This is a genomic window from Mycobacterium sp. ST-F2, from assembly GCF_001905655.1.
In the GTDB taxonomy this organism is placed as follows: Bacteria; Actinomycetota; Actinomycetes; order Mycobacteriales; family Mycobacteriaceae; genus Mycobacterium.
This window is the reverse complement of sequence record NZ_JMHT01000005.1, coordinates 11,002-34,402: the sequence shown is the minus strand read 5'-3', so window position 1 is coordinate 34,402 and position 23,401 is coordinate 11,002. Positions and strand designations below refer to the sequence as shown.

27 protein-coding genes are annotated in these 23,401 nt (G+C 66.3%); 15 read left to right on the top strand and 12 right to left on the bottom strand.

Annotation, left to right across the window (positions count from 1 at the left end; all coding sequences use genetic code 11):
- The first annotated feature begins 4 nt into the window (after positions 1-4).
- Positions 5-1,102, top strand: coding sequence for an LLM class flavin-dependent oxidoreductase (locus tag EB75_RS01815; protein ID WP_073693781.1), 1,098 nt, complete (start codon positions 5-7; stop codon positions 1,100-1,102).
- Here EB75_RS01815 and EB75_RS01810 read toward each other — a convergent pair.
- The gene (locus EB75_RS01810) at positions 1,099-1,986 is read right to left on the bottom strand and encodes an SCO6745 family protein (RefSeq protein ID WP_073693780.1); all 888 of its coding nucleotides are present in this window, start codon (positions 1,984-1,986) and stop codon (positions 1,099-1,101) included. The genes EB75_RS01815 and EB75_RS01810 overlap by 4 nt on opposite strands.
- A 193-nt stretch (positions 1,987-2,179) precedes the next feature.
- On the opposite strand from EB75_RS01810, the gene EB75_RS01805 reads away from it, so the two are divergent.
- A complete protein-coding gene (locus tag EB75_RS01805) occupies positions 2,180-3,202 on the top strand; it encodes a fused (3R)-hydroxyacyl-ACP dehydratase subunits HadA/HadB (RefSeq protein WP_073693779.1) in 1,023 nt (340 codons plus the stop codon).
- A gap of 11 nt (positions 3,203-3,213) precedes the next feature.
- On the opposite strand, the gene EB75_RS01800 is transcribed toward EB75_RS01805, so the two are convergent.
- The gene (locus EB75_RS01800; protein WP_073693778.1) at positions 3,214-3,663 is read right to left on the bottom strand and encodes a nuclear transport factor 2 family protein; all 450 of its coding nucleotides are present in this window, start codon (positions 3,661-3,663) and stop codon (positions 3,214-3,216) included.
- 155 nt (positions 3,664-3,818) lie between these two features.
- On the opposite strand from EB75_RS01800, the gene EB75_RS01795 reads away from it, so the two are divergent.
- Together EB75_RS01795 and EB75_RS01790 are read left to right on the top strand one after the other, a co-directional pair.
- Complete coding sequence (locus EB75_RS01795; RefSeq protein ID WP_073693777.1) at positions 3,819-4,889, top strand: oxygenase MpaB family protein; 1,071 nt, start codon at positions 3,819-3,821, stop codon at positions 4,887-4,889.
- Positions 4,886-5,440: a peroxiredoxin-like family protein gene (locus EB75_RS01790; protein WP_073693776.1), complete on the top strand. Its 555-nt coding sequence runs from the start codon at positions 4,886-4,888 to the stop codon at positions 5,438-5,440. Before EB75_RS01795 ends, EB75_RS01790 begins: the two co-directional genes overlap by 4 nt.
- On the opposite strand, the gene EB75_RS01785 is transcribed toward EB75_RS01790, so the two are convergent.
- On the bottom strand, positions 5,437-6,066 hold the full coding sequence (locus tag EB75_RS01785) for a TetR/AcrR family transcriptional regulator (RefSeq protein ID WP_073693959.1): 630 nt from the start codon (positions 6,064-6,066) through the stop codon (positions 5,437-5,439). The genes EB75_RS01790 and EB75_RS01785 overlap by 4 nt on opposite strands.
- A gap of 135 nt (positions 6,067-6,201) precedes the next feature.
- Between EB75_RS01785 and EB75_RS01780 the strand changes: the two genes are divergently transcribed.
- From EB75_RS01780 to EB75_RS01770, 3 genes are read left to right on the top strand one after another with little or no spacing between them, the layout of a single operon-like run.
- Positions 6,202-6,432, top strand: a complete 231-nt coding sequence (locus tag EB75_RS01780) for a hypothetical protein (RefSeq protein WP_073693775.1) — start codon at positions 6,202-6,204, stop codon at positions 6,430-6,432.
- A gap of 7 nt (positions 6,433-6,439) precedes the next feature.
- The gene (locus EB75_RS01775; RefSeq protein ID WP_073693774.1) at positions 6,440-7,318 is read left to right on the top strand and encodes a hypothetical protein; all 879 of its coding nucleotides are present in this window, start codon (positions 6,440-6,442) and stop codon (positions 7,316-7,318) included.
- 33 nt (positions 7,319-7,351) lie between these two features.
- On the top strand, positions 7,352-8,716 hold the full coding sequence (locus EB75_RS01770; protein ID WP_073693958.1) for an ABC1 kinase family protein: 1,365 nt from the start codon (positions 7,352-7,354) through the stop codon (positions 8,714-8,716).
- 3 nt (positions 8,717-8,719) lie between these two features.
- Here the strand turns inward: EB75_RS01770 and EB75_RS01765 are convergent, their stop codons facing one another.
- Complete coding sequence (locus EB75_RS01765; RefSeq protein WP_073693773.1) at positions 8,720-10,087, bottom strand: flavin monoamine oxidase family protein; 1,368 nt, start codon at positions 10,085-10,087, stop codon at positions 8,720-8,722.
- A 271-nt stretch (positions 10,088-10,358) separates the two neighbouring features.
- On the opposite strand from EB75_RS01765, the gene EB75_RS01760 reads away from it, so the two are divergent.
- Entirely contained in the window at positions 10,359-12,200 is a 1,842-nt protein-coding gene (locus EB75_RS01760; protein ID WP_073693772.1) for an HNH endonuclease signature motif containing protein, read from the top strand.
- 52 nt (positions 12,201-12,252) lie between these two features.
- Here the strand turns inward: EB75_RS01760 and EB75_RS28615 are convergent, their stop codons facing one another.
- Entirely contained in the window at positions 12,253-12,441 is a 189-nt protein-coding gene (locus tag EB75_RS28615; RefSeq protein ID WP_142239371.1) for a hypothetical protein, read from the bottom strand.
- A 71-nt stretch (positions 12,442-12,512) separates the two neighbouring features.
- On the bottom strand, positions 12,513-13,115 hold the full coding sequence (locus EB75_RS01755) for a TetR/AcrR family transcriptional regulator (RefSeq protein WP_073693771.1): 603 nt from the start codon (positions 13,113-13,115) through the stop codon (positions 12,513-12,515).
- A 99-nt stretch (positions 13,116-13,214) separates the two neighbouring features.
- Between EB75_RS01755 and EB75_RS01750 the strand changes: the two genes are divergently transcribed.
- Together EB75_RS01750 and EB75_RS01745 are read left to right on the top strand one after the other, a co-directional pair.
- Positions 13,215-13,685: an SRPBCC family protein gene (locus EB75_RS01750; protein ID WP_073693770.1), complete on the top strand. Its 471-nt coding sequence runs from the start codon at positions 13,215-13,217 to the stop codon at positions 13,683-13,685.
- A gap of 149 nt (positions 13,686-13,834) precedes the next feature.
- Positions 13,835-14,452 (top strand): DUF1345 domain-containing protein, encoded by a 618-nt coding sequence (locus tag EB75_RS01745; RefSeq protein ID WP_073693957.1) that lies wholly within the window; start codon positions 13,835-13,837, stop codon positions 14,450-14,452.
- On the opposite strand, the gene EB75_RS01740 is transcribed toward EB75_RS01745, so the two are convergent.
- A complete protein-coding gene (locus EB75_RS01740) occupies positions 14,436-14,972 on the bottom strand; it encodes a DinB family protein (protein ID WP_073693769.1) in 537 nt (178 codons plus the stop codon). The two genes, EB75_RS01745 and EB75_RS01740, sit on opposite strands and share 17 nt — an antisense overlap.
- A 119-nt stretch (positions 14,973-15,091) precedes the next feature.
- Here EB75_RS01740 and EB75_RS01735 point away from each other — a divergent pair, with 119 nt between their 5' ends.
- The 3 genes from EB75_RS01735 to EB75_RS01725 are packed head-to-tail and all read left to right on the top strand — an operon-like array spanning position 15,092 to position 18,798.
- Positions 15,092-15,931 (top strand): SMP-30/gluconolactonase/LRE family protein, encoded by an 840-nt coding sequence (locus EB75_RS01735; protein WP_083611876.1) that lies wholly within the window; start codon positions 15,092-15,094, stop codon positions 15,929-15,931.
- Positions 15,906-17,285, top strand: coding sequence for an amino acid permease (locus tag EB75_RS01730; protein WP_286150046.1), 1,380 nt, complete (start codon positions 15,906-15,908; stop codon positions 17,283-17,285). Before EB75_RS01735 ends, EB75_RS01730 begins: the two co-directional genes overlap by 26 nt.
- Before the next feature lie 10 nt (positions 17,286-17,295).
- Complete coding sequence (locus EB75_RS01725; RefSeq protein WP_142239369.1) at positions 17,296-18,798, top strand: serine hydrolase domain-containing protein; 1,503 nt, start codon at positions 17,296-17,298, stop codon at positions 18,796-18,798.
- Here the strand turns inward: EB75_RS01725 and EB75_RS01720 are convergent.
- From EB75_RS01720 to EB75_RS29670, 4 genes are all read right to left on the bottom strand, one after another.
- Positions 18,714-19,139, bottom strand: coding sequence for a hypothetical protein (locus EB75_RS01720; protein WP_073693767.1), 426 nt, complete (start codon positions 19,137-19,139; stop codon positions 18,714-18,716). The genes EB75_RS01725 and EB75_RS01720 overlap by 85 nt on opposite strands.
- A gap of 7 nt (positions 19,140-19,146) precedes the next feature.
- Positions 19,147-19,329: a hypothetical protein gene (locus tag EB75_RS01715; RefSeq protein WP_073693766.1), complete on the bottom strand. Its 183-nt coding sequence runs from the start codon at positions 19,327-19,329 to the stop codon at positions 19,147-19,149.
- A 192-nt stretch (positions 19,330-19,521) separates the two neighbouring features.
- Positions 19,522-19,647 (bottom strand): hypothetical protein, encoded by a 126-nt coding sequence (locus tag EB75_RS29805; RefSeq protein ID WP_286150045.1) that lies wholly within the window; start codon positions 19,645-19,647, stop codon positions 19,522-19,524.
- A 2-nt stretch (positions 19,648-19,649) separates the two neighbouring features.
- The gene (locus EB75_RS29670) at positions 19,650-19,832 is read right to left on the bottom strand and encodes a Uma2 family endonuclease (RefSeq protein ID WP_217267674.1); all 183 of its coding nucleotides are present in this window, start codon (positions 19,830-19,832) and stop codon (positions 19,650-19,652) included.
- Between the two features lie 103 nt (positions 19,833-19,935).
- Between EB75_RS29670 and EB75_RS01710 the strand changes: the two genes are divergently transcribed.
- Positions 19,936-21,027, top strand: coding sequence for a type III PLP-dependent enzyme (locus EB75_RS01710; protein ID WP_073693765.1), 1,092 nt, complete (start codon positions 19,936-19,938; stop codon positions 21,025-21,027).
- Positions 21,008-22,225, top strand: a complete 1,218-nt coding sequence (speD, locus tag EB75_RS01705) for an adenosylmethionine decarboxylase (protein ID WP_073693764.1) — start codon at positions 21,008-21,010, stop codon at positions 22,223-22,225. The genes EB75_RS01710 and speD overlap by 20 nt, the downstream gene beginning before the upstream one ends.
- Here speD and EB75_RS01700 read toward each other — a convergent pair.
- The gene (locus tag EB75_RS01700) at positions 22,197-23,390 is read right to left on the bottom strand and encodes a PucR family transcriptional regulator (protein ID WP_073693763.1); all 1,194 of its coding nucleotides are present in this window, start codon (positions 23,388-23,390) and stop codon (positions 22,197-22,199) included. The two genes, speD and EB75_RS01700, sit on opposite strands and share 29 nt — an antisense overlap.
- Positions 23,391-23,401 lie beyond the last annotated feature (11 nt).

Below are 23,401 nucleotides of genomic sequence, written 5' to 3'. Positions count from 1 at the left end.
CACCTTGTCCGCCAAGTTCTTCTGGTTCCTGCCCACCAACGGCGACAGCCGCTCGATCGTCGGCGCCTCGCACGCGTCGTCGCACCACACGGTTCCCGCCGGATACCGCAAGCCGAGCCTGCGTTATTTGGGAGAGGTGGCCCGCGCCGCTGACCGCCTCGGCTTCGAGGGAGTGCTGACCCCCACCGGAACGTGGTGTGAGGACGCCTGGTTGACGTCCGCGGCGCTGCTCGAGCAGACCGACCGACTCAAGTTCCTTGTCGCCTTCCGGCCCGGCCTGGTGCCGCCCACTCTGGCCGCTCAGCAGGCGGCAACCTTCCAGCGCTTCTCGGGAGGACGCCTGCTGCTCAACATCGTCAGCGGTGGCGACGATGTTGAGCAGCGCCGGTTCGGCGACTGGCTGAGCCACGACCAGCGCTACGAACGCACCGGCGAATTCCTCGAGATCGTGCGCGACGTGTGGCGCGGCGGTCCTGTCGATTACCACGGACTGCACTATTCCGTCACCGATGCTCGAGTATCCGAGCCACCGAACCCGTTGCCGCAGCTCTATTTCGGTGGTTCGTCGCCGGCGGCGCTGCCCATCGCCGCCGAACACGTCGACGTCTATCTGACCTGGGGCGAACCACCGGCCGCGGCGGCAGCCAAGATTCAACAGGTCCGCGAACTGGCCAAGGCCCGCGGACGGACCCTGCGTTTCGGCATCCGGCTGCACACCATCACCCGCGACACCTCCGCAGCAGCCTGGGCCGTCGCCAACTCCCTGCTGGCGGAGTTGACGCCCGAACAGATCGCGAAAGCCACAGCACTGCATGCCAATTCGGAATCCGAAGGACAACGACGCATGACGGCGTTGCACGGCGGACGTCTCGACCACCTCGAGGTCTACCCGAACCTCTGGGCCGGCGTCGGTCTGGTGCGAGGCGGCGCCGGAACCGCACTGGTCGGCAGCCATGAGGAAGTGGCCGCCCTGATCTCCGAGTACCACGATCTCGGATTCGACGAGTTCATCCTCTCGGGCTACCCGCACCTCGAGGAGGCCTACTGGTTCGCCGAAGGTGTGCTGCCCCTGCTGCGCAAGCGCGGCGCCCTGGCGGCTTAGACCAGGTTCGCGCCGGGATCGTCGAGATCGCTGTGTTGCAGCGCCATCGGGGTGATCGCCGGTAGGTCCCCGCCGGCGACCACCTGTCGGGCAATCGGGGTGAGCACCTGGAACAAGGTCTCGACCTCGTCGTCACTGAGCACGTCGAGCGTCGGCAGCGCCGCGGCATCGGTGCAGTACTCGATGTTGTCTTTGAGGGCACGTCCGGCGTCGGTCAGCGCACCGTCCGCGGTCAGCAGCCCGCGCCCGACCAGTTGCTCCGTCACTGCCGCCCACTCGGCGTCGTCGTAGTCGCGGGTGGTGACGACCTTCTCCTTGGTGGTGCGGCCCGCCGCCACGTGCAGCACGTTGGATTCGCGCCCGGTGATGCCGGCGGCCACGAGAGTCGCCACATGAGCGTCGCCTCGTTGCTCACGCAGCAGGGTCGCCGCATGCCAGAGGGCGGCGACCGGCTCGTCGGGCCAGGGCACTGCCGACAGGGCGGCGAAAAGCGGCCGGCCGTCGACAGCCGCGCCCCGTGCGACCCGGCCGAGCAGTTCCGCGGCGGTGCGCAGGTTCTCGTCGGCGGTCAGGCCGTACCGCTGCAACGCGGCGACAGCGCCGGCTTGGCGGGCAGCCAGCGCCTGTTCCGGGGTCGCGACGTCCCATACGCCGGCCAGGGACTTGGCCACCCGGTGTGGGGCGAAGTTGTAGAAAACCGCTTCCACGACCTGCGGAGGCACCGGCCCCAGGGGCGCCGACCGGGTGGCGAAGTAGCCGCTCCAGAAGCTGCGGTAGCCGAGAGCGACGGCCGCCTGCCGCGACTCGGGCGCGAAGTACGTGATCGCGTGGACGGGTTCGAATCGCTCGAACAACCGGCGGGCCAAAGTGGGTGTGCGGGCCATGTTGCCAGTCAAGCACGGCCCTGTTTTTGCCCGCGAACAGCCACAGGCGCCCAGCGGATCGCGTGGTTTTGGGCACATTTCTGTCTGCTCGGCGCAGGTAGAAAGCCGATCGACGTGTGTCGGCACCACGTCGCCGCGTAGGGTGCTTTGGTCGGCCTCAGCGAACATGCCGATAGAAAAGTTGGGCACAGTTATGACGACAGCTGCAGACACGTCGCCGCTCGAAGCGCGGATCGGCCATCACTACCAGATGGACGGCACCTATCTGGTGGGCCGCGAGAAGCTCCGCGAATACGCGCGTGCGGTGCAGGACTACCACCCTGCGCACTGGGACGTCGCTGCCGCCAATGCGCTCGGCTACGCGGACGTCATCGCACCGATCACTTTCACCTCGACCCCGGGGATGAAGTGCAACCGCCGGATGTTCGAGTCGATCGTCGTCGGTTACGACACCTACCTGCAGACCGAGGAAGTCTTCGAGCAGCACCGCCCGATCGTGGCGGGCGACGAACTGGTCATCGACGTCGAGCTGACGTCGGTGCGCCGGACCGCGGGCCGTGACTTCATCACCGTCACCAACACCTTCACCGATACCAAGGGCGAGCGGGTCCACACCCTGCACACCACCGTCGTCGGCGTGACGGCCGAGGACATCGACGGCGACGTCAAGTCGGCCGTGCAGAAGGCCATGATGCACGACATGAACATCCTGGACATCGGCGCCGAGGAGTACCGCAAGACGGTGCGGCCCGAAGGCGAAGTCCGGATTGCGAGCGACTCGGCCCGCACCCCGGGCACGCCGTCGTTCGATGACGTCGCCGTCGGCGACGAGCTGCCCGCGAGCCACCTGCGACTGTCCATCGGCGACCTGGTGAACTACGCCGGCGTGGCCGGCGACGCCAACCCGATTCACTGGGACAAGGACCTGGCCCAGCTGGCCGGCCTGCCCGACGTGATTGCGCACGGCATGCTCACCATGGGCCTGGGCGCCGGATTCGCGTCATCGTGGGCGGGCGATCCCGGTGCCGTCAGCCGCTACACGGTCCGGCTCTCCGCGCCCGCAGTGGTACCCGCGGCCGAGGGCTGCGACATCGAGTTCAGCGGCAAGATCAAATCGCTGGACCCGGAGACCCGCACCGGTGTCGTCATCATCGGGGCGAAGTCGGCCGGCAAGAAGATCTTCGGCCTCGCCACCATGGACGTCCGCTTCCGCTGAGTTTCGGCCCATTACTGGGCGAACAGCACCTTCGGATTGCCGGACATCGCCGACCACCGGCTGATCCGGTTGACGATCCGCCAGCCTTCGGGACGCCGCGCCCAGGTGTCGGTGTATTCGCCGTTCGTATCGAAGTTCTCCGCCGCCAGCGGCCCGAGGCCCTGATGACGGGCCTGCACGTAGGCCCGGGTGACCGCCGTGTCGTCGTCACGCACTTCAACCTGGATGGACCCGATGAGATGCTGTGTGCCGCCACAGTTTTCGAGGTACCGGCGGAATGTCTCCACCAACGCCGGCAGGCCTGACTGCTGCCCCTGATCGCCGTAGTCGAACGTCACGTCGTCGGCGAAGACCTGCGACACGTCCGACCAACGCTTGCCGTCGACCACACGCGCGAACGTGCCCAGGCGCGTTCGCAACTCCTCGGCGTCCACCAACTTCTGCACGGCAACGTCTGACATCGGCCCTCCATCTTGCTGGTCCTCCGCATCCTATGGCGGCCGGGCAGCCTCAGTCGCTCGCGTTTCCCGCCCGACGGACGACCCCTTGTCCACCCACATCGCTTGAGGTAGCGTCACAATTGGAATAGCGTTGCTATCTCAAAGTAGGAGGACCCATGAAGGCAGTCCGTTTGCAGGACGTCGCGATGCCCAAAGCCGAGCGGCAGCGGATCGATCGCCGGTACGACTTCCTGTTGAAGCTGCACGGCAAGAACGGCAAGAAGGCCCTGGCGATAGCGGAGGCCCCACGGATGGACAACGGCTACTTCGGGCCCGAGTCGATCAGCTGGAAGGTCTACGAGAACGTCATGGTCGCCGGAATGGGGGCCCTCTCAGGACTTTTCATCTCGGTACTGGATCCCGACGGCGCGTACGGCGTCGGCCACCACACCACGTACTACTACGACACGATCGGCCGTATCCGCCGCAGCCTGCACTTCTTCGCCGGCGCGGTCGCAGGCGACACTGTCAACGCCGAGAAAGTCGGCGTGGACCTGTTCCGCAAGCACTCACACATCACCGGCGAAGTGCCCGCGACGGGAGAACTGTTCCAGGCCAACCACATCGAGACCCTCAAGTTCACCTACGTCGTCGGCTGGCCGCACCTGTGGCGGGCGTACAAGACCTTCGGTGACCCGAATGCGACCGACGACGACGAGCGCCAGTTCTACCGTGAACAGGTCAAGGTCTGCCAGCTGATGGGAATGCCGGCGGGCGAGTTGCCCGACACCCCCGAGGACGTCGAAGCGTGGGTGCAGCGTGCCGAGCAGGAACTCATGGCTTTCACGCGGCCGGCACAGGAACTCACCGACTTCATGACCCATCCCCCGGTGACCCCGCTGAACCCGAATCTGGTCATCGGCACGCTGATGCGGGTCGCAATCTGGGCTGCCATCCCCCTACTGACGCCGTATGTGCGACAGATCTGCGGCCTCGAGGACTACCGGATGCGCCCGCGACTGGGCTCACTGTTGGTCAAGGCGACCGTCAAGGCGCTGGAGAACCCGATCTTCGACCGCATCTTCATCCCGTACTTCGGACCCGAGATGTGGGGTTATCTGCACAACGTGGTTCGCCATGCCGACAGCACCGGCTTCGTCGAGATGACGCACGATCCGGGCCTGACGCTGCAGCACGGCAAACGCGGCACGATGTGCCCGTTCGCCGTTGCGGGAGCGGGCATATGACCCGGGTCGATGTCATCAGCAATGAGCGGGTGTTGGATGACCGGCACCACCTGCACGAGTTTCAGGACTTCTGGCGCGACGGGCCGGTGGCACTGGTGTTCCTGCCGCAATTCGGCAGCGCCTTCGGCCTGGCTCAAGCCAGAGAGTTGACCGCGCGCTTCGATGAAGTGGAAGCGCTTGGCGCCCAGGTGATCCTGCTCGGCATCGGCACGTCGATCCAGGGTTTCACCTTCCGGAAGCGGGCCGGTTTCCGCGCTCCCGTCATGGTCACTCAAGACCACACGCTTTATCGCACAATGGGATTGGCCGCTCGACGGCGATGGTTGAACCCGATCCGGAATGCGAGCGCATTTCTCAATTTCGTCCGGGCCGGGATCTATCCCTATCAGCGCACCGGCGATCCGCGCCGACTCGGTGGTGTGTTCGTCGTCGAACAGGGCGGCCGGCGAGTCACGTGGGAACACCGGGCACGGTATGCCGCCGACCTGGCTACCGGCAGTGAGGTGGTCGCCGCGCTGTGCGCTGCCGCGCGGCGGACCGTGACGGCCTAGTTGGACTTGCCGACCGCCAGTGCGTCGAACCACAGCTTCATGTTGGCCACCATCAACGAGGCGCCGCGCTCGGCATCGATGGTCCCCAATGCCTGCGCCATGGCGAGCCCAGCGCCTGTCGAAACCGCCAACTCGATGGCATCGTCCATCAACGGGTGGTCGGCCGGAACCCCTTCCGGCACAGCGTCTTCCAGCAACACCCGCGTCGATTCCTTGAACCGTTCCAACGCCTCACGAGCCTTGGCGAGCTGCTCAGGATTGTGGAAAGTGCTCGTCACGTATTCGGCGGTCAGCACGACGAGGTTGGGCTCGGCGCCGATGCGGGCCCACCAACTCGCAAGGGCCGCCAGCCTGTCGTCGGTGGAGACGCCGGCCGCCACGAGAGGCCCGAGCAGTTGATTGAGTTCGGCCATGGAGCGGTTGCGGATCACTTCGAGGCACAGCGCTTCCTTGCCCTCGAAATTGCTGTAGACCGCACCGATGGTCCGTCCGGCCTCTGCCGCGATGGCCGCCAGTGACGTGGCGTGGTACCCGTTGGCGTAGAAAAGTTGCTCCGCGGCGTCCAGCAATTCCTGCCGCGTCTGCGCTTGGCTCTCCGCCCGCGTCAGCACCTTCCGAGCCGCCACCACATCCTCCACATCCTCTACACGACGAGCCTCGATACTATCGCTATCCAGATAACAGGCCAGCTTAAAGGCCCTTTTCCGCTCACTCGGATGTCTTCGGATAGCTATGCCATCCGAATGTGGTAGTTATTTAGGATGGACAAAGCCGCTACCCCGGGTACCGACAACCCGCTGCTCGACGAGCTCGGACAACCGCGGGATGTACTCGACAAGCTCAGCCCCGAGGAATCAGCCCAACTGCTCAGCCTGCTCAGGAAAGCCAAGGCGTCCCACCAGCGCAGCCTGAACGACTCCCTCGACGACGGGCTCAAGGTCCTGCCCCGGCTGATCCGGCCCGCTGCCCGCAAGATCCTGTTCGGAAGGTGACTCACCGATGGCCGACATTCTGACCCGCGCCCAGCTGTCACTGCTGGCCGCGCTGCTGCAGACCGACCCTGCAAGCCTGTCCAGCCTCGAGCGGCTCGGCGCCGACGATCTCAAAGCCCTCCGCAGCGCCCTCTCCGACGCCCTGTTCGACGAACAGGCCGAGGCCTTCGCCCGGGTGGGCAAGCTGGCGCCCCTGGTGCCAAATGCCGTGGTGGTCACCGTCGCTCATCGAGCGGTGCCGGCCGAAGTGGCCGGACGTGTGGGCGGCGCGGTAGGCCTGGCTCATGGCGACCGCGCCATCGGCGTGCTGTCGGGCCTCAAGCCCACCTACCTCGCCGACGCGGCACCCTATGTCGATCCCCGGGTCATCCCGCACTTCGCCCCGCGGCTGCCCGCCAAGCTGTTGATCCCAGCCGCGAAAGAACTGCTGCGGCGTCGCGACTACCTGACGGCATCGCGGTTCGTCGAATTCGCCACCGACGAGCACATTGTGGCGTTCGAGAAGGCCATCGATGACGACGAAGGCATCATCCTGACCGGAGTGCTGGTGTCGGAGACCGCGATCATGAACGACATCATGCGGGCGGCCGGCTCTGACCGGTCGCAGCGCATGGCCCGGTCCGCATTGCGCGGCAAACCAGAAGTACTGGCGGCGCTGCTGTCGCTGCTGAGCCGGATCGAGCCCGAACTTGCGAAGCCCGCCGTCACCAAGCTGCTGGGCCATCCCGACCTCGACGTCGTGGCTCGCGTCCTCGACGTGGCCGCGACAGAGGGCGTTGTTGTTGAGGCCCTTGAAGTTTCCGCTGTGCTGGACGACGAAATCCAGGCCCGTCTGGCCGGTTTGGAAGCCTGGCACCGCATCACCCGCGAGGCGCCGGTAGCTTGAGGCTGTCGTTGCACAGATTCCGTGGGAGGCGACGTGGCACGCCGACTGCCTGAAGGCCGTATCGCGCGGGGCGGGAAGCTGGGTGCCCTGGCCGCCAAACAAGCGGTGCGCGGCGCCGGCACCCGGCTGTCGATGGTCGGCCGGTCAGAACGCGCCAAGGAGCTACTGGCCGAACGCGCCACCATCGAGATGGCCGAGAATCTCGTCACGGTACTGGGGTCCATGAAGGGCGCCGCGATGAAGCTCGGGCAGATGCTGTCGGTGATCGAACTGGACCTGGTACCCGAGTCGCATCGGGAGCAGTTCCGGGGAAAACTTGCCGCGCTGCGGGACCAAGCTCCACGGGCACCGTTCAGTGCAATGCGCGAGGTCGTAGAGGCCGACCTGGGACCGCTGTCGTCGGCGTTTGCCGATTTTGACGAATCCCCCACGGCCGCAGCATCAATCGGCCAGGTCTACCGGGCCCGGCTGCGCGACGGCCGCGACGTCGCGGTCAAGGTCCAATACCCGGGCGTGGACCGGGCGATTGCGGCGGACATGCGCAACCTCGCGCTGTTGATGAAGCTCTGGCGCGTGTGGCCGGCAGCGAACACCGCGATGCTCGACGAGATAACGCGGAACTTCGAAAGCGAACTGGACTACCTGCGGGAAGCCGACACTCAGCACCACGTGGCCGAGCAGTACCGCGGACACCCGTTCATCGTCGTCCCCGACAGCGTGGTCGAGTTCTGCACGCCACGGGTTCTGGTCACCGAATACCTCGATGCTGCCGGCTTCGACCACATGCGCACGTTGCCGGCCGCCGACCGCGATCACATCGGGGAACTGATCTACCGCTTCTACATCGGTTCGCTGTTCACCAACCACGAGTTCTGCGGCGACCCACATCCAGGCAACATCATGCTCGCCGCCGACGGGCGGGTCGGATTCGTCGACTTCGGGTTGTACAACCGCATGGATCCGGCCAACGTGGCATTCGAGCTCGACTGTTTCCACGCCGCGATCGAGGGCCGCGCCGACGACTTATACCGCTTGATGCTGGGCCGGGGCATCGTCGACGCGGAATCCGTTGTGACGCCGCAGGATTGCCTGGAGTACATCTGGGCCGCCAGCGAATGGCACATGGTCGACGAAGACCTCACCATCACGCCTGAGCTGGCCACCGGCGCGGTGGTCTCAGCAATCGATCCGCGGCAGACCGAATTCGCGGGCATGAAGCGGCAGATGCTGCCGCCCGAGCACGTCTTCTCGCGGCGCGCCGACTTCCTCACGTTCGGCACCTTGGGCCATCTACAGAGCACCAACAACTGGTACCGGATCGGTCAGGAGTGGTTCTTCGACCGGCCGGCCGAAACCGAAGTCGGCCGCGAGATCGCCCGGTGGCGCTCGGCGCGCTGAAACTCAGCCGGCCATAACACTTTCCGCGGCCATGACCTCAGCCGCAGCGCGTTCGCCGGAGCGGACCGCACCGTCGATCCAACCGCACATGATCGCCGAGCTTTCCGTCCCCGCCCAGTGGATGCGCCCACACGGTGTGCGCAGCGCGTGGCCGAACTCCGTGAGCACACCGGTCGGCGCGTGACTGATCATCCCGCCGCCCGAGTAGCGCTCGGCCGTCCAATCCTGCTCGTGATAGCTGATCGGGGACGCCGCTTTCGGGCCGAAGCGATCGACGAGTTCATCGATCACCGCGGCTTTCCGTGCTGCCGGATCGAGCAGGCCGAGCTTGCGCGCAGCCGGACCTTCGGTGATGACACACATGATGCCGGGCGTACCCGTGTCCGTGCAGGCATCGATGGTCAACGTTGCCGGACTGCCCGGTGCGGCCGACTGTCCGCACAACCCGTCGGCCCGCCAGAAGGCGGTGTCGTAGACGACCGAGATCTTGTAGACCGCACCGCTGGGCATCCGCCGGTGCAAGAAGGTCCGGTCGATTGGGAGCATCGGCTCGTACTCGATCTGAGTGGCAACCGCCAGGGGGACGGCGACGATCACGTGCCGGGCCCGGACGGTCAGCCGCTTGGAATGCACGGTGACACCGTCGTCGTCCTGCGCAATGAGGTCTACCGGTCGCGAAAGGTGCAGTGCGTCACCGAGTTCGGCGGCCATGGGTCCGTAGATCGCGCCCATGCCACCATGCACGCGAGCGTCCTGGGCACCACCGGAATTGGAGATGACGAAGACGGGTCCACCACCCGAGCCCATCTGGTGCAGTGCCCACAACAATGACGTCTCTGAGGCTGCCGAGGTGTAGATCCCGGCCATCGCCATGTCGAGCATCTCGCGCGCCTGGTGCGATCGGATGTTCCGATGCAGCCACTCCCCCAAGGTGATTCGGTCCCACTCGGCGGCCTTCTTGGCCTCCCAAGGAGCGTCGAACGGGATCGACTTGCACATCTGACCGATCTCGAGCAGGCCGGCCCCGAGGTTCGCGATGGCCCACGGGCTCATCGCCCACGGGATCGTGCCCGAGTAGCGGTGCTTCTTGCCGTCGACGATCATCATGGCGTCGCCGTCGACGTACTCCTTGTATTCGCCTACCCCGTATTCGGCCATCAGCGCCTTGATGCGGTCCTGGCCAGGACCGACCCACGCGCCGCCACGATCGATCCACGTCCCGTCGGGGAGTAGCTCGGTGAAGGTACGGCCTCCGACCCGGTCACGCGCCTCGAGCAGGGCCACCGAGCGACCTGCCTGTTTCAGCCGCAACGCAGCCGTCAAGCCCGCGAAACCTGCTCCCACAACGCAAAAATCGACATCGGCTGCCATGAGTCGCCCCTTCGCGCCCGAAGTTCCGTGCTCGTGCCACACGCCCTGCGATCAGGTGCGATGGCGGGGCCAACTCATCGACGGCGAGGGTGGGCTGAGCTCAAGGTACGCCGGCCTGGCCGGTGCCGAATCCGGATTTGCACAAAATATGCGCGCGCGTAAATGCGCTTTCACGCAGTCGCGGCTGCGACCCGAGCCTGCGGGTCCAAGTGTCACCGATGTCCTGATGCATCACTGGCACGTGTCAGACCTGCCTGGCATAATCGAATGCATGTTCGAACACATAGGGATCGGAGCCGGCGGCGTGCTGGTTCACGATGTCTCCGTGGTCGACGCGATGATCCATTTCGCCCGGGTGTCGAATATCGCCGAGTCCGGGAAGTTCACAGCCATTGCAGACCTGGCGATGTTGCGTATTGACGATCAAGATGGCCGGCAGTGGTGGGCGTGCGATGGCTGGGATGCCGCCGTCGCCGAAGTCGGAGCCGCGCTGGGCCTCGGGAAGCGCGAAGCGTCGGGACAGTTGTCGATCGCGGTCGCGTTGCGCTTCCGGCTACCGAAGGTGGCGGCGGTGTTCGCCAACGGCGGCGTGTCGGCAAGAACGGTCGGCACGATCTGCTGGCGCACCCGCCTGGTGGAGGACCCCAACACTCTCGCTGTCATTGATGCCGCGTTGGCGGGGGCGTTGTGTGAGTGGGCGGGGTTGTCGCGCAAGAAGATTGAACGCAAGATCGATGGCTGGGTGCAGAAGTTCGATCCGGCTGCGGTGATCAAGGTGCGGTCGGCGGCTCGCCGCCGCGGGGTCGGGATCGGCAAGCCGGACGACGAGACCGGAGTGGCGTCGATCTGGGGTGCACTCCTGGCCACCGACGCCGAACTGCTCGATCGGGTGCTGACCGAGATGGCCCGGCAGGTGTGCGAGAACGATCCGCGGACGTTCGGGCAGCGCCGCGCCGATGCGCTCGGTGTCCTGGCCGCCCGCGGAGAACGGCTGGCCTGCCAGTGCGGCAATCCCGACTGCCCGGCCGCCGGGCCGGATGCCCGAGCCACCGCGGTGATGATTCATGTGCTCACCGATTCCCTGCCGGTGCCGGTGGCTGATCCGCTACTCAGTGGGGACCCGGCGGCGCCGCTCGTACCGCCTGCACCTGCCCCGCCTCAGCCGGTGTTCACACCCGAGACTGCGCCCGAGCATTTCTTCACAGCCGAACCTGAGCCCGCGCCGGCGGATGCCATGGCGCCCATGCCCATGCCCGAGCCGGCATCGGCGGCCGACTCGCGGTCTGCCGAAACCCCGACCCCTGCTGTGGCCGAATCGGACAGCGACGCGACGCCCACCCCTGCAGCTCATGCAGCGCCCAGTCCCGCTCCCGCCCCGACTTCCGCTAAACCCCCTGCCCCTGTACGCACCCCGGTCGGCTATGTCCTCGGCGGCGGCGTAGTGCCCCCGGCGGTGCTCGCGGACTTGGTGGCCCGCGGCGCGAAAGTCCGCACCGTGGCCTCGTCCGCCGATGTGGCTGGGGTGTCGCGGTACCGGCCTTCGGTCGCGATGGATGAATTCGTCCGCATGCGGGCCATGACATGCATGTTCCCCGGTTGCGATCAGCCCGCCACCAACTGCGACCTCGACCACACGATTCCGTGGCCGGCCGGGCCCACGCATCCGGGCAACCTCAACCCGAAATGCCGCAAACACCACCTACTCAAAACCTTCTACGGCGGCCCCGACGGATGGCAGGACCGTCAACAACCCGACGGCACCATCGTGTGGACCGCACCCACCGGCCACACCTACACCACCGTGCCCGAAAGCCGAATCCTGTTCCCCCGCACCGTCACCGACACCCCGCTGCCGAACCCTCCCACCGATCTGGACACCCCACCGGCTCCCGGCCGGGGTGTGATGATGCCCATCCGCCGCCGCACCCGCGCCCAAAACCAGGCCCAGCAGATCGCCTACGAACGCGCCCTCAACCAAGCCGACATCGACGAACGCGAAGCCGCGCAAGAAGCCTTCGCCCGCCAACGCAAAGAACGCGAAGCCGCAGAAGCTGCAGAAACCGCGGTAGCCGCCGAATCCGCAGAGCAACAAGACATCCCTCCGCCACTCTGAGTGCGCCGCACTACCCCTGAAAAGGCATGACTTTCAGGGGTATTGCGGCGAGCTACACGTCGCCCGGCATGCCCGGTGGGCTGAGTGAACCGTCGACGTTCGGCACGACCGCGGGAGCGGGAAACGGCGGGATCGCCCGTGAGGTGTCGGCCGGCGGGTTCGCGCCCAGTAGGGCGACGGCCACCGCACCCGCTCCCGCCGCCAGCAGGCCAAGTGTTCTCGATGCCTTAGCAACCCCCACTTCGCATCGTCAGATGCATCTGAAGCTACGCCGGCAAAGCGCACCGGGACCAGGAATCAGCCAATCGCCGACTAGGTGCCCGCGAGTTGGCCGACGACGCCCATCGCGAGGTCTCTGGCGCGCAGCAACTCGCCATCGTCGGCGAACAATTCCCTTCGGCCGTTGCCGGCGGCGAGAAACGCGTCGATCTTGAACGCGTCGTCGGCCGGGGCCGGCGAGCCCGCGACAGCAAGCTCGGTTTCCAGCAGTGTTAGCCAGCCGCGCTTGAGTTTCCTGACCTCGTCCGCGACCGGACCGTCGCGGCGGCCGTACTCGGCGGTGGTGGCCGCCATGAAGCAGCCGCCGCGGAACACACCGGCGCTCAGGTAGTCGACCCACGCATCGATCAACGCGCGCAATCGCGGCGCGCCGGGGGCGGCCTCATATGCCCGCGCGATGATCGTTTCGCGGTAGATCGTTCGCGCCGCGGCGACGGCCGCGACCTGGATCGCCTCACGGTTTCCGAACACCGTGAGGATGCCGCTCTTGCTGACCCCGGTGGCCGTGGCCAGTGCGCCGACCGTGATCGAGTCGAGCCCATGCGTCGTCGCGATCATCGCCGCCTCGTAGGCGACCTTCTGCCGCGTCACGTCACCGCGGACGCGTCGCCCATCCGGCTGATCGTCGCTTGCCACCTCCGCATTTTATACGTGCGACTGGACGTATATATCTGCGATCGCTAGGCTCCGAAACACGTCCGATCGGACGCTTAACTTCGCGATTGGAGTGCCCGCATGACTTCGAATCCGCAACCCGTGCTCGAGGAGAGCATCGACATCGCCGCCCCGCCCGACGCGGTATGGACGTTGGTGAGTGACGTCCGCCGGATGGCGGAGTGGAGCCCGCAGGTCGAATCAACCCGGCTGCGCGGCGGCGCCGAGCAGGTCGCCGACGGAGTCGAGTTCACCAACCTCAACAGCAACGGCACCTTCCAATGGAAGACACACGGCACCATTGTCCGACTGGACCACGGCCGCGAGATCGCGTTCCGGATCAAGGAGAACTGGGCCATCTGGTCCCTGTGTCTGGAGCCCACCCCGGGCGGGACCAGGCTCACGCAGCGGCGCGAGAACCCCGACGGCAGCCCGGCCGCCACTGCCCAGGTGATCGACGCCTACCTGGGCGGGCAGGACGCCTTCACCGAATCCATGCGCGACGGAATGCGCCAAACGTTGCAGGCGATCAAGGCGGCCGCGAAAGGCTAGTCGAGAAAGTCGGCCGGAGTGACCTCGAGAAGTACGTCCGCCCAAGAGATCAGCAGTTCCCTAGCGGGATCCGACATCGCGAATGTCGGAGTTCACGGCGAGAGACGCACAACACGGGGAACATGAGTCACGTGAAGGGGCAGACACGGATATCCGGCGCCGACAGATTCTGGATCAGTTCGGCGATCGGAGTGGTCTCGGGCGGCGCAGCGTGGCTGCTCCTCGAACGCTGGCCGGTCGGTCTGCTGGTCGTGGTCATCGCGACCGCGGCCACACACGTCTCGTGGACTTTCGCGGTGCAGTGGCCGATGGATCCCGAACAGACCCGCGAACACGCCAGCAACGAAGACGTCAACAACGACGTCGGGAACCTCGTGCGCCTGCTCATCCTCGCGGCGAGCCTGTCGGCCATCGGCATCCTGCTCAAATCCGCCGACGACGCCGACAAGGCGTCCTACGCGGGGCTGTCCCTCGCCGCGATTCTGGCGACGTGGGCGCTGCTGCACACCATGCACACCGCCCGATACGCGCGCTTCTACTACAGCGGCGAACCGGGCGGTATCGACTTCAATTCCGCGGTGCCGCCGCGGTACGTCGACTTCTACTACTTCTCGTTCAACCTCGGGATGACCTATCAAGTCTCCGATACCGCCGTCACCGAGTCCGACATCCGGGCAGAGGTGCTCGAGCACTGCCTCTTCAGCTACATCTACGGCACGGTGATCATCGCGTGCACCATCAACCTGGTCATCAACCTCGTGGGCTGACGTCGTAGGCGTGGTGGACGATGTCGTGCAGGTGGTAGAGCGCGATGGTGGCGATGGTGAATTCGCTTCCGTTACTGCGTAATCCACGTCGGTTCCACGCGTCGGCCGGCACGTTGGCATACGTGGCGGCGACGATGTTCGCGGCGTCGAATAGTTGGGTCGCGACCACGGCCGGGTCCTGCGACGGGTAGTCGTCGGCGATCGCGGTTTCGTCCTGATCCCAGTTCGGGAACCGCGGATCGTCCTCTGTCAGCATCAGCTGCACACGGTGATCGAAGATGCGGTGGACATCGCGGACGTGGCAGCCATACTCCAGCAGCGACCACACCCCAGGCTGTTGCCGCTCCCGGACGCCGGCTCCCGCCAGTCGGTGCACCCAGTCGGCGGCATCGTCGCGAATCCGGTCGGCGACGTCGGTGGGCTGAATAGCCGACGCATCGAACCCGCACTCGGGGCAGGGGCGGGACAGCACCCACGTCCAGTCCTTGGTGTCGGGTTCGATCGGGTCTGGAGTCGTCACGGCTCAAGTGTGGCACTTGGCCTGGCCGGCTCGGGATAGCCTCTACGCACTCAGCGAGCGAAGGGAATGGTCCGACGACGACGACGTCCACAGCAGTTGAACCGTTCATCGACGGGTTCGTGTACGGCGAGGGCCCGCGGTGGCACGACGGCCGCCTCTGGTTCAGCGACGGGCCGGCCGGGCGCGTGTACTCGGTCGGCGAGACCGGCGACCTCACCGTGGCCGCCGAAGTCCCCCGCGCTTCCGGCCTCGGCTGGCTTCCCGACGGCACCCTCGTCGTGTCGACGCTGTTCGACGCCACCATTCACCATGTCGACGAGCAGGGCAACACCACCGCGACATTCGACCTCAGCGATCTGGCCTGGTCCACCAATGACCTCGTCGTCGCTCCGGACGGCCGCGGGTACGTCGACCTCTACAAACAGACCGGCAATGCGCTGGTCGGCGAGATCGGCCTCGTCGATCCGGCAGGAACGGTCCGTAGCGTCGCGACCGGCCTTGCCGTCCCCAACGGCCTCGGCTTCCTGCCCGACGGCTCGAACCTCGTCGTCAGCGAGACGAACGGCTCACGCCTGCTTGCCTTTTCGACCGAACCCGACGGCAGCCTCGGCGCACCCACTGTATTCGCCGATCTCGGCCCGCATCGTCACCCCGACGGCCTCTGCATCGATGCCGAGGGTGGAGTGTGGGTCGGCTGCTATGACTCCGGCGAGTTCCTCCGCGTCGTCGCCGGCGGCACTGTGACGGATCGCATCGCCATCGACAGTGGGTGGGCCGTCGCACCCGCCCTGGGCGGAGCCGACGGCCGCACGCTGTACCTCGTGGTCGACGACACCACGCACGAAGGACTGCTGCGCGGCGAATCGGCGGGCCGGATTCTGCAGACCCGCGTCGACGTCCCCGCCGCGATCACCCTGAACGGAAGGCACCCCGATGGCTCCGAGCACCCGCCCCGCTGAAGGAACGCAGGGCGCCGCCTCCACGACCGACGCCCCGATGCACCGTGAGCTGAAGAACCGGCATCTGCAGATGATCTCGCTGGGCTCGGCGATCGGGACCGGGCTGTTCCTGATCTCCGGTACGTCGGTGCAGGCCGCGGGACCCATCGTCCTCGTCGGCTATGCGATCGCCGGCGTCGTCCTCTACGGGGTCATGCGAATGCTCGGCGAGATGGCCGTGGCCCATCCGGTCGCCGGGTCGTGGTCGGCGTACGCACGTGAATATCTCGGCAAGCCAGCGGGATTCATCGCCGGCTGGAACTGGTGGTACGTCTGCGTCGTCGTCTGCATGGTGGAGTTGACGGCAGCCTCGGAATTCATGGCCTTCTGGTTCCCCGACATGCCGCGCTGGATCACCACCGCCGTCTGTCTCGTGCTGATCACCGGTGCGAACATGATCAACGTCAAGGCCTTCGGTGAGTTCGAGTTCTACTTCACCCTGATCAAGGTGACGGCCGTCATCGCCATGATCGTGCTCGGTATCGCCATCGTCTTCGGCGCGGGTGACTACAACGTGCACGGGCTGCAAAACCTCTGGGCGCACGGTGGTTTCGCCCCTAAGGGGCTCGGCGCCTTCATGATCTCGCTGGTCGCGATCACCTTCTCGTTCGGCGGTATCGAGTCGTTGGGCACCGCTGCCGGCGAGGTCGAGGAACCCGCCCGCAACATCCCGCGCGCCATCAACCAGGTGCTCCTGCGGATCCTGGTCTTCTACGTCGGCGCCATCGGCGTCATGCTGATCATCTGGCCGTGGGATCAGGTGGGCACCGAGGGCAGCCCGTTCGTGCTGATGCTCGTCGGCCTCGGAATCGGCGGCGCCGCAACGCTGCTCAATGTCGTCGTGCTGACGGCCGCACTGTCGGTCGCCAACGTCATGACCTACAGCAACGCCCGGGTGCTGTACGACCTCGCAGCCAGCGGCCAAGCCCCCCGATTCCTCGCGCACACCAACAAGCAGGGCGTGCCCGTTCGCGCGCTCCTGCTCAACTCCGGATTCGTCGCCGTGGCAGTACTTCTGAACGTGGTACTGCCCGGCAAGGCCCTCGCGGTCCTCATTCCCGTCGTGGTCGGCAGCGAGCTGATCACCTGGAGCATCATCGTGCTGAGCCACCTACGATTCCGTGCCCGCGAGGGTGCGGGCGTCTTCAAGACGCCGTGGTCGCCGATCACGAACTACCTGTGCCTCGGGTACTTCGCGCTGATCTACATCCTGATGACCCAGGACCCGGCATCCCACGCCGGTGCGATCGCGCTGCCGCTGTGGTTCTGTGGTCTGCTCATCGTCGGGTTCGTTCTGGCCAGAGTCAGGCGCTAACGTCGAACCGGTGAAGGCGTCTCGCGTTGCACGGGTTTCGGCCGTCGTGCTTGCCGTTGCGGCGTGCGGGCATCCGGCGCCGCCGGCTGTCACGCCTTCCATTGCCCCGCCGGCCGCTCCGCCGGCGGCCACCCCGGTGCCCAGTGCCGTCCCGATCCCCACCGTCGTCCCGGCCGGTCCGTTCGCCGCGGTCTCCCGCTTGGTGAATGACGCCATTGCGGCACATCGGTTGCCCGGCGCGGTGATTCAGGTCGGCCATGCCGGGAAGGTCGTCTTCCGGCAGGCCTACGGTGCGCGCCGACTCGGTGACGAACCCGCGCTGGACGGATCGTCGGCGCCGGCAGAGCCGATGACCGACGACACCATCTTCGACCTCGCGTCGTTGTCGAAGAGCGTCGCGACAACGGTGGCTTTCCTACAGCTGTACGAAACAGGCCTGGTAAAGGTCGACGAGCCCATCCAGACGTACTTCCCCGAATTCAACGCCACCAACGATCCGCGGCGCGCCCAGGTGACGGTGCGCATGATGTTGACGCACACGTCCGGCACCGGCGGCGACCTCAGCCACCAAGGTCCGTGGGGGCTGACGAGCGCCGACAAAGCAGAGGGCATTCGGCGCGCGCTCACGGCGCCGTTGGAGTTCGGCCCCGGCGAGGGGTTCCACTACTCCGATCTCAACTTCATCATTCTCGGCGCGCTGATCGAGAAAATCACCGGAGAGTCCTTGGACAACTACGTGCAGGACAACGTCTTCGCACCGTTGGGGCTTGCCGATACCCGGTACCTCCCGGCGACCAAGGCCTGTGGCCCGCACCAAGTTCGGGGTACGGCAATCGTTTTCGAAGGCATACCGTCAGACCCCTGCCCGCCGGGCACCTGGAGCACGGCCCTGCTGGCACGCGTCGCACCAACCGCGCACGACGACGACACCCCCGGCATCAACCCCGACTTCGACCACCTGATCCGCGGCACCGTGCATGACCCGACGGCCCGACGCATGGGCGGCACCGGAGGGAGCGCTGGGGTGTTCTCGACAGTCGACGACATGGGCCGCTACGCGCAGGCGCTGCTCGACCTACTCGCGGGCCGTCCGAGTCTGTTCCCGTTGAAGCAGTCGACTGCCGAGCTGCTGGCGACGCCGCAGCAGCCGGGACACAACGCCGGCCAGGTCCCCGCGGCAGACAGGGCCTCTCGCTACGCCGTCGAAAACCACCCCAACACAACGGATCCGCTCCTGGCGCCGAACTATCCGGCCATCGCAGGGCAGGAACTGCGCAGCTTCGGCTGGGATATCGACACCGAGCACTCGCGACCGCGCGGCATGGTCTTCCCCGTCGGCAGCTTCGGCCATACCGGCTTCACCGGGGTCACCCTCTGGATCGATCCCGGATCGGACACCTACGTGGTGGTGCTGGCGAACGTCATCCATCAGCGCGGCGGGCCGCCGATTGCACGGCTCAGCGGCGACATCGCCACTGAAGCCGCGCGGGCTCTACAGCTGTATGGGAACTGAAGGTCGTAGACCACTGGCGATTTCACGCAGACCAATGCGCGACTGATCATCGGCGGACGCCGGTTGGCGACGGACACCACGATGCCGTCGATAACCTGCTTGAGGTGCCCGTGATCCTCATGAAGGACATACGCCTCGAGCCAGTCATCGCACAGTTGCACCACGGCCGGCGCAACTGGAATCCGTTTGACGGCAATCAGCTTCAGAAGAATGCGAATCGCGGTGAAGGAGTCGCCGGCGCCGATGCAGATGAAAACATGGTTGCGCTCGCGCGCGTCCAGCTCGGGCTTGGCGATGTCGATGAGCGACCAGGCGAGATTGGTTTCTTGTACGTGTTGCATGGTCGTCTCACCACTGCGCAGCCAACCGGGGCTTCACGAGTTCCCATGGACAAACCATGCGCGGAGTACCCATCGCGGTCGTGATGGCGACGAGGACAGAGCCGACATCCGTCACGGTGGCGACGTGTGGCCCGTTGTGAACGATGTCGCCGACATTGAATTGCGTTGCAGGGAGGTTCGATTCGTTCATGTAGAGCGCCAATATTCGACTCGCGGGATTGATGATTCACGCCGCGCATACCTCCGCAGCGTGCCCCCAGCGTCTCGCCAGTACACCTGATATCGACGACGAAACTGTGCCCATCGTAATCGGCAACGCGGCAGGAGAACGGTCCGCGCCACTGAGTGGAAGCCCACCGCCGTGGCGAGTCCTTGACGGCCGTCAGGCGAAGCGGCCCAGAAGATCGGTGGGCACGATGCGCACCGGGAACGGGCGCGTCGCGTCATACGCTTCGCTGTCCGTCACCTGCGCGACTTCGGCGTAAACGCCGTCGCGCAACTCGAACACCGTCAGCTGGACCTGGTCCGTGCGTAGGCGGCTTTTTTGGTGTTGAGGTCGTTGAGCGCGGTACTGGGTGACAGGACCTCTACCGCGAGACGGCCGTCATCGGGCATCCCTTCCAGATCACGCACCGTCAGCGGGCCTGATCCGGATACGGGGAATCCTCCGGTCGTGGCAGTCACAGCTCCCATGGTGCACCTCCTTGTCGGTTGTTGCCCACCGATCAGCACCTGGCACCGACAGAACCGCGGCGGTCTCGCGCGCCAAGCGCATTCGTTCAGTACGCTGCCGCCTGTGCCTGGTAGGCCATACCTGACGATCGACCTCGCGACGGTGCGCAGGAACGTTGCCGCATTGCGCAGCGCGCTGCCCTCCGCCGCGATTCGGTACGCCGTCAAAGCCAACCCGGCCGAACCCATCCTGCGGCTGTTGGCGGCCCTTGATTGCACGTTCGACGTCGCATCCGTCGGCGAGATCGACCTGTGCGCCTCGGCCGGCATCGGCGGCACGCTGATGACGTTCGGCAACCCTCTCAAGAAGCCTGCGGAGGTGGCGTACGCGTTTGCGCGGGGCGTGCGGCGGTTCACCTTCGACACCGCAGCCGGGCTGGAGGCCATCGCCGAGAACGCGCCGGGGTCGGGCGTCGAATGCCGCATCGCGCCGGCGTTCCCGTCGTCGGTGACGCCGTTCGGGCACAAGTTCGGATGCGCGCCGGACGACGCGGTCGGCTTGTTGACGGAGGCCGGCCAGTTGGGGCTGCGCGCGGATGGGGTGGCTTTCCACGTCGGCTCGCAGCAGCTGGACCCGCAGGCGTGGGAGATCGGAATCCGTTGCGCACGTGACATTTTCGATGCGACGCCGGGCCTGGCGACGCTGAATCTGGGCGGCGGCATCCCGCTCTTCTACGACTCGCCGGTGCCCGACGTGAGGGTTGTCGGTGATGCCATCGCCGGTGCGCTCGGGCGCCATTTCCCGGCGCTCCCCCGCGTGGTAATCGAGCCCGGCCGCGCGGTCGTCGGCTCGGCGGGCACATTGTTCTGCGAAGTGGTCTCGGTGCGGACCGGCACCGACGGGCGCCGCTGGGTGTACCTCGACATCGGGCGCTACGGCGGGCTGGCCGAAACCGAGAACGAGTACATCCGGTACCGGCTGCGCACCAGCCGCGACAGTGACCCGGTGGCCGACGCCGTCGTCGCGGGCCCGACGTGCGATGGTGACGACGTGCTGTATCAGCGGTATCCGCTGCCCGTGACGCTGCGCCCGGGCGATCTGGTCGAGATCGATGCGGCCGGTGCCTATACGACGAGCTACTCGTCGTCGTTCAATGGATTTGAGCCGCTGGCAACGCAGTTCGTGGAGGTCGATGATGCAGTCACAACCGGGTAGCAGCTTCGCGGGTTGTCATGTGCTGGCCGAGTTCACCGGTGTCGATCCCGAGCTGGCCAACGACCGGGTGCGCCTGCGCCACCTGCTGCGCAGCTCGGTCGAGCGCGCCGGCGCCACCGTGTGCGACATGGTGGACAAGCGCTTCGAGCCGCACGGCGTGACAGTGCTGGCGTTGCTCGCCGAGTCGCACGCGTCGATCCACAGTTACCCCGAGCGCGGCGCGATGTTCGTCGATGTCTTCACCTGCGGTGAGACCGCCGACGCGGAGAAGGCCGTCCGGTTGCTGCGCGAGGCTGTCGGCGCCGCGGATGCTCACGTCCACACCGTGTTTCGTGGCGCGGGCAAGCAGATCGTCGAACCGATGGCACCCGGCATCACCCGCAACTGGGAGCTGACCGAGGTGCTGTGCGATACCCACACCGAGTTCCAGCATCTGGTGATCGGCCGTACCGCACAGGGCATTTCATTGTTCAGCGACTCCGACCGGCAGAGCACCGAATTCAGCCAGCTCGTCTATCACGAGGCCCTGATGGTGCCGGCGATGCTGCTGGCCGGGACTATCGACCGGGTGCTGATCATCGGCTCCGGCGAGGGCGTCGCCAGTCAGATGGCCGTCGCCGCCGGTGCCACCCATGTCGACCATGTCGACATCGACCGCGAGGCCGTCCGGCTGTGTGCCGAGCACCTGCCCTACGGCTACACACCCGACGAATTGGCAAGGGCCGAAAGCGGACTCGGGCCCGTCACCGTGCACTACGCCGACGGCTACGAGTTCGTCGCCACCCACAGCGGCCCCCGATACGACATCGTCGTCATCGATCTGCCCGACGAACGATCTGAACCCGCGCAGCACAACCGCTTGTACGGCGCGGACTTCATGAAGTTGTGCGGCGACATCGGGGCCGTCGTTGTCGGCCAGGCCGGCTGCCCCACCCTGTGGCGCAACGAGACGCTGATCCGGTCATGGGAGCGATTCGGCGAAACCTTCAGCACCGTGGTCTATTTCGGCAGCGACGAACACGAATGGGCCTTCCTGTCGGGCACCGCCGAGGTGCTCGAGGACCCACTCACCACGATGCAGGCGCGGCTGGAAACCCTCCCGTACCGATGTCAGACGATTGACGCCGAATCGCTCGCGGCTGCGCTCACACCGCCGATCTCACTGCGGGCTAGCCGCTCTGCCCCAGTGCCACAGTAATTTCCAGTACCAACGCGGGATCATCGAGCCGATCGCCATAGAGTTCACGGAGCTGAGTCATCCGGTAACGCACCGTCTGCGGGTGTACGAACAACGATTCGGCCACGGCGTCACGGCGGCCGAGGTGCAACACCCACGCACGCAGCGTTTCCGCGAGTCGTTCTGCGGCACTTGGTCGTAACTCTGCAAGGGGCGCCAGGACCCGCCGGCGCAGGTCGTCGGTGGCGTCTTGATCGGCGCTGAGCACGAGATCGACCAGATGGTCTTCGGTATCGACCACCGTGGATTCGTCGGGCACCAAGGCACGCATCCGGACGGCGCGCAGGTACGACGCGCGCACCGATGACCATTCACGTACGGGCCCGACGATCGCCCGCCGACCTGCCAACGCGTCGAGGATCCGCCGTCGCTGGTGGCCCTCGGCATCGGGGGCCAGCACGACGGCCAGCGGTTCACCGGCGTCCATCTCCGACACGTCAAGACGGGCCTGCAACATCTCCTGAGTGAAAAGAGCAGTCAGCTTGCGCGTCTCGGACTCGGGCAGCAGCACGGCGCTCAGCGTCTTCGGCGGCTTCCAGTTGGCCTGCTCGGCGCTGGCGAGCAATTGATTCAACGGTGCGCCCGCCAACAATTCCGCGGCGAGCCGGTCCAGGTGGCGTTGCCGGACCCGGCCGGCGGCGGCGAGTTCGTCGGAGTGACCCGCGACGCTGGCCGCCGACAGCTCATCGATGAACGCGAACACCATTTCGGCGAACCTCGCCGTCGTGGCCGCAGAGAGTCCTGCCGCGACCGCGGTTTCGGAAAGCTCTCGCCACGCCACTCGAGCACCGACCCGATACGCCGAGAGCAACGCATCGATGGAACGGCCGGTGCGGGCCTCGCCCCGGCCCAGGTCGTAGGCCCCGTCAAGCGCCGGGGACAGCCGCGGCCCCGGATCGGCGCCCTGGGAGCGGGTGGTCAGGCGCAGGAACACTCCGAGCGCCAACTGCACCGCGCTCTCGATGGTCTGCCCCATGGGGCCGCTGAACGCATCGGTGTAGCTCGGAACTTCCGCGGTGACCGCCGCGACGGTCCGCTCGGCCATCTGCGGCAACACCCCTTCCAGGGCCTGGACCATCTGCTCGTCGAGGTCCAGACCGCTGAATTGGGCAGCAGAATCGCTCATAACTGTTCTTT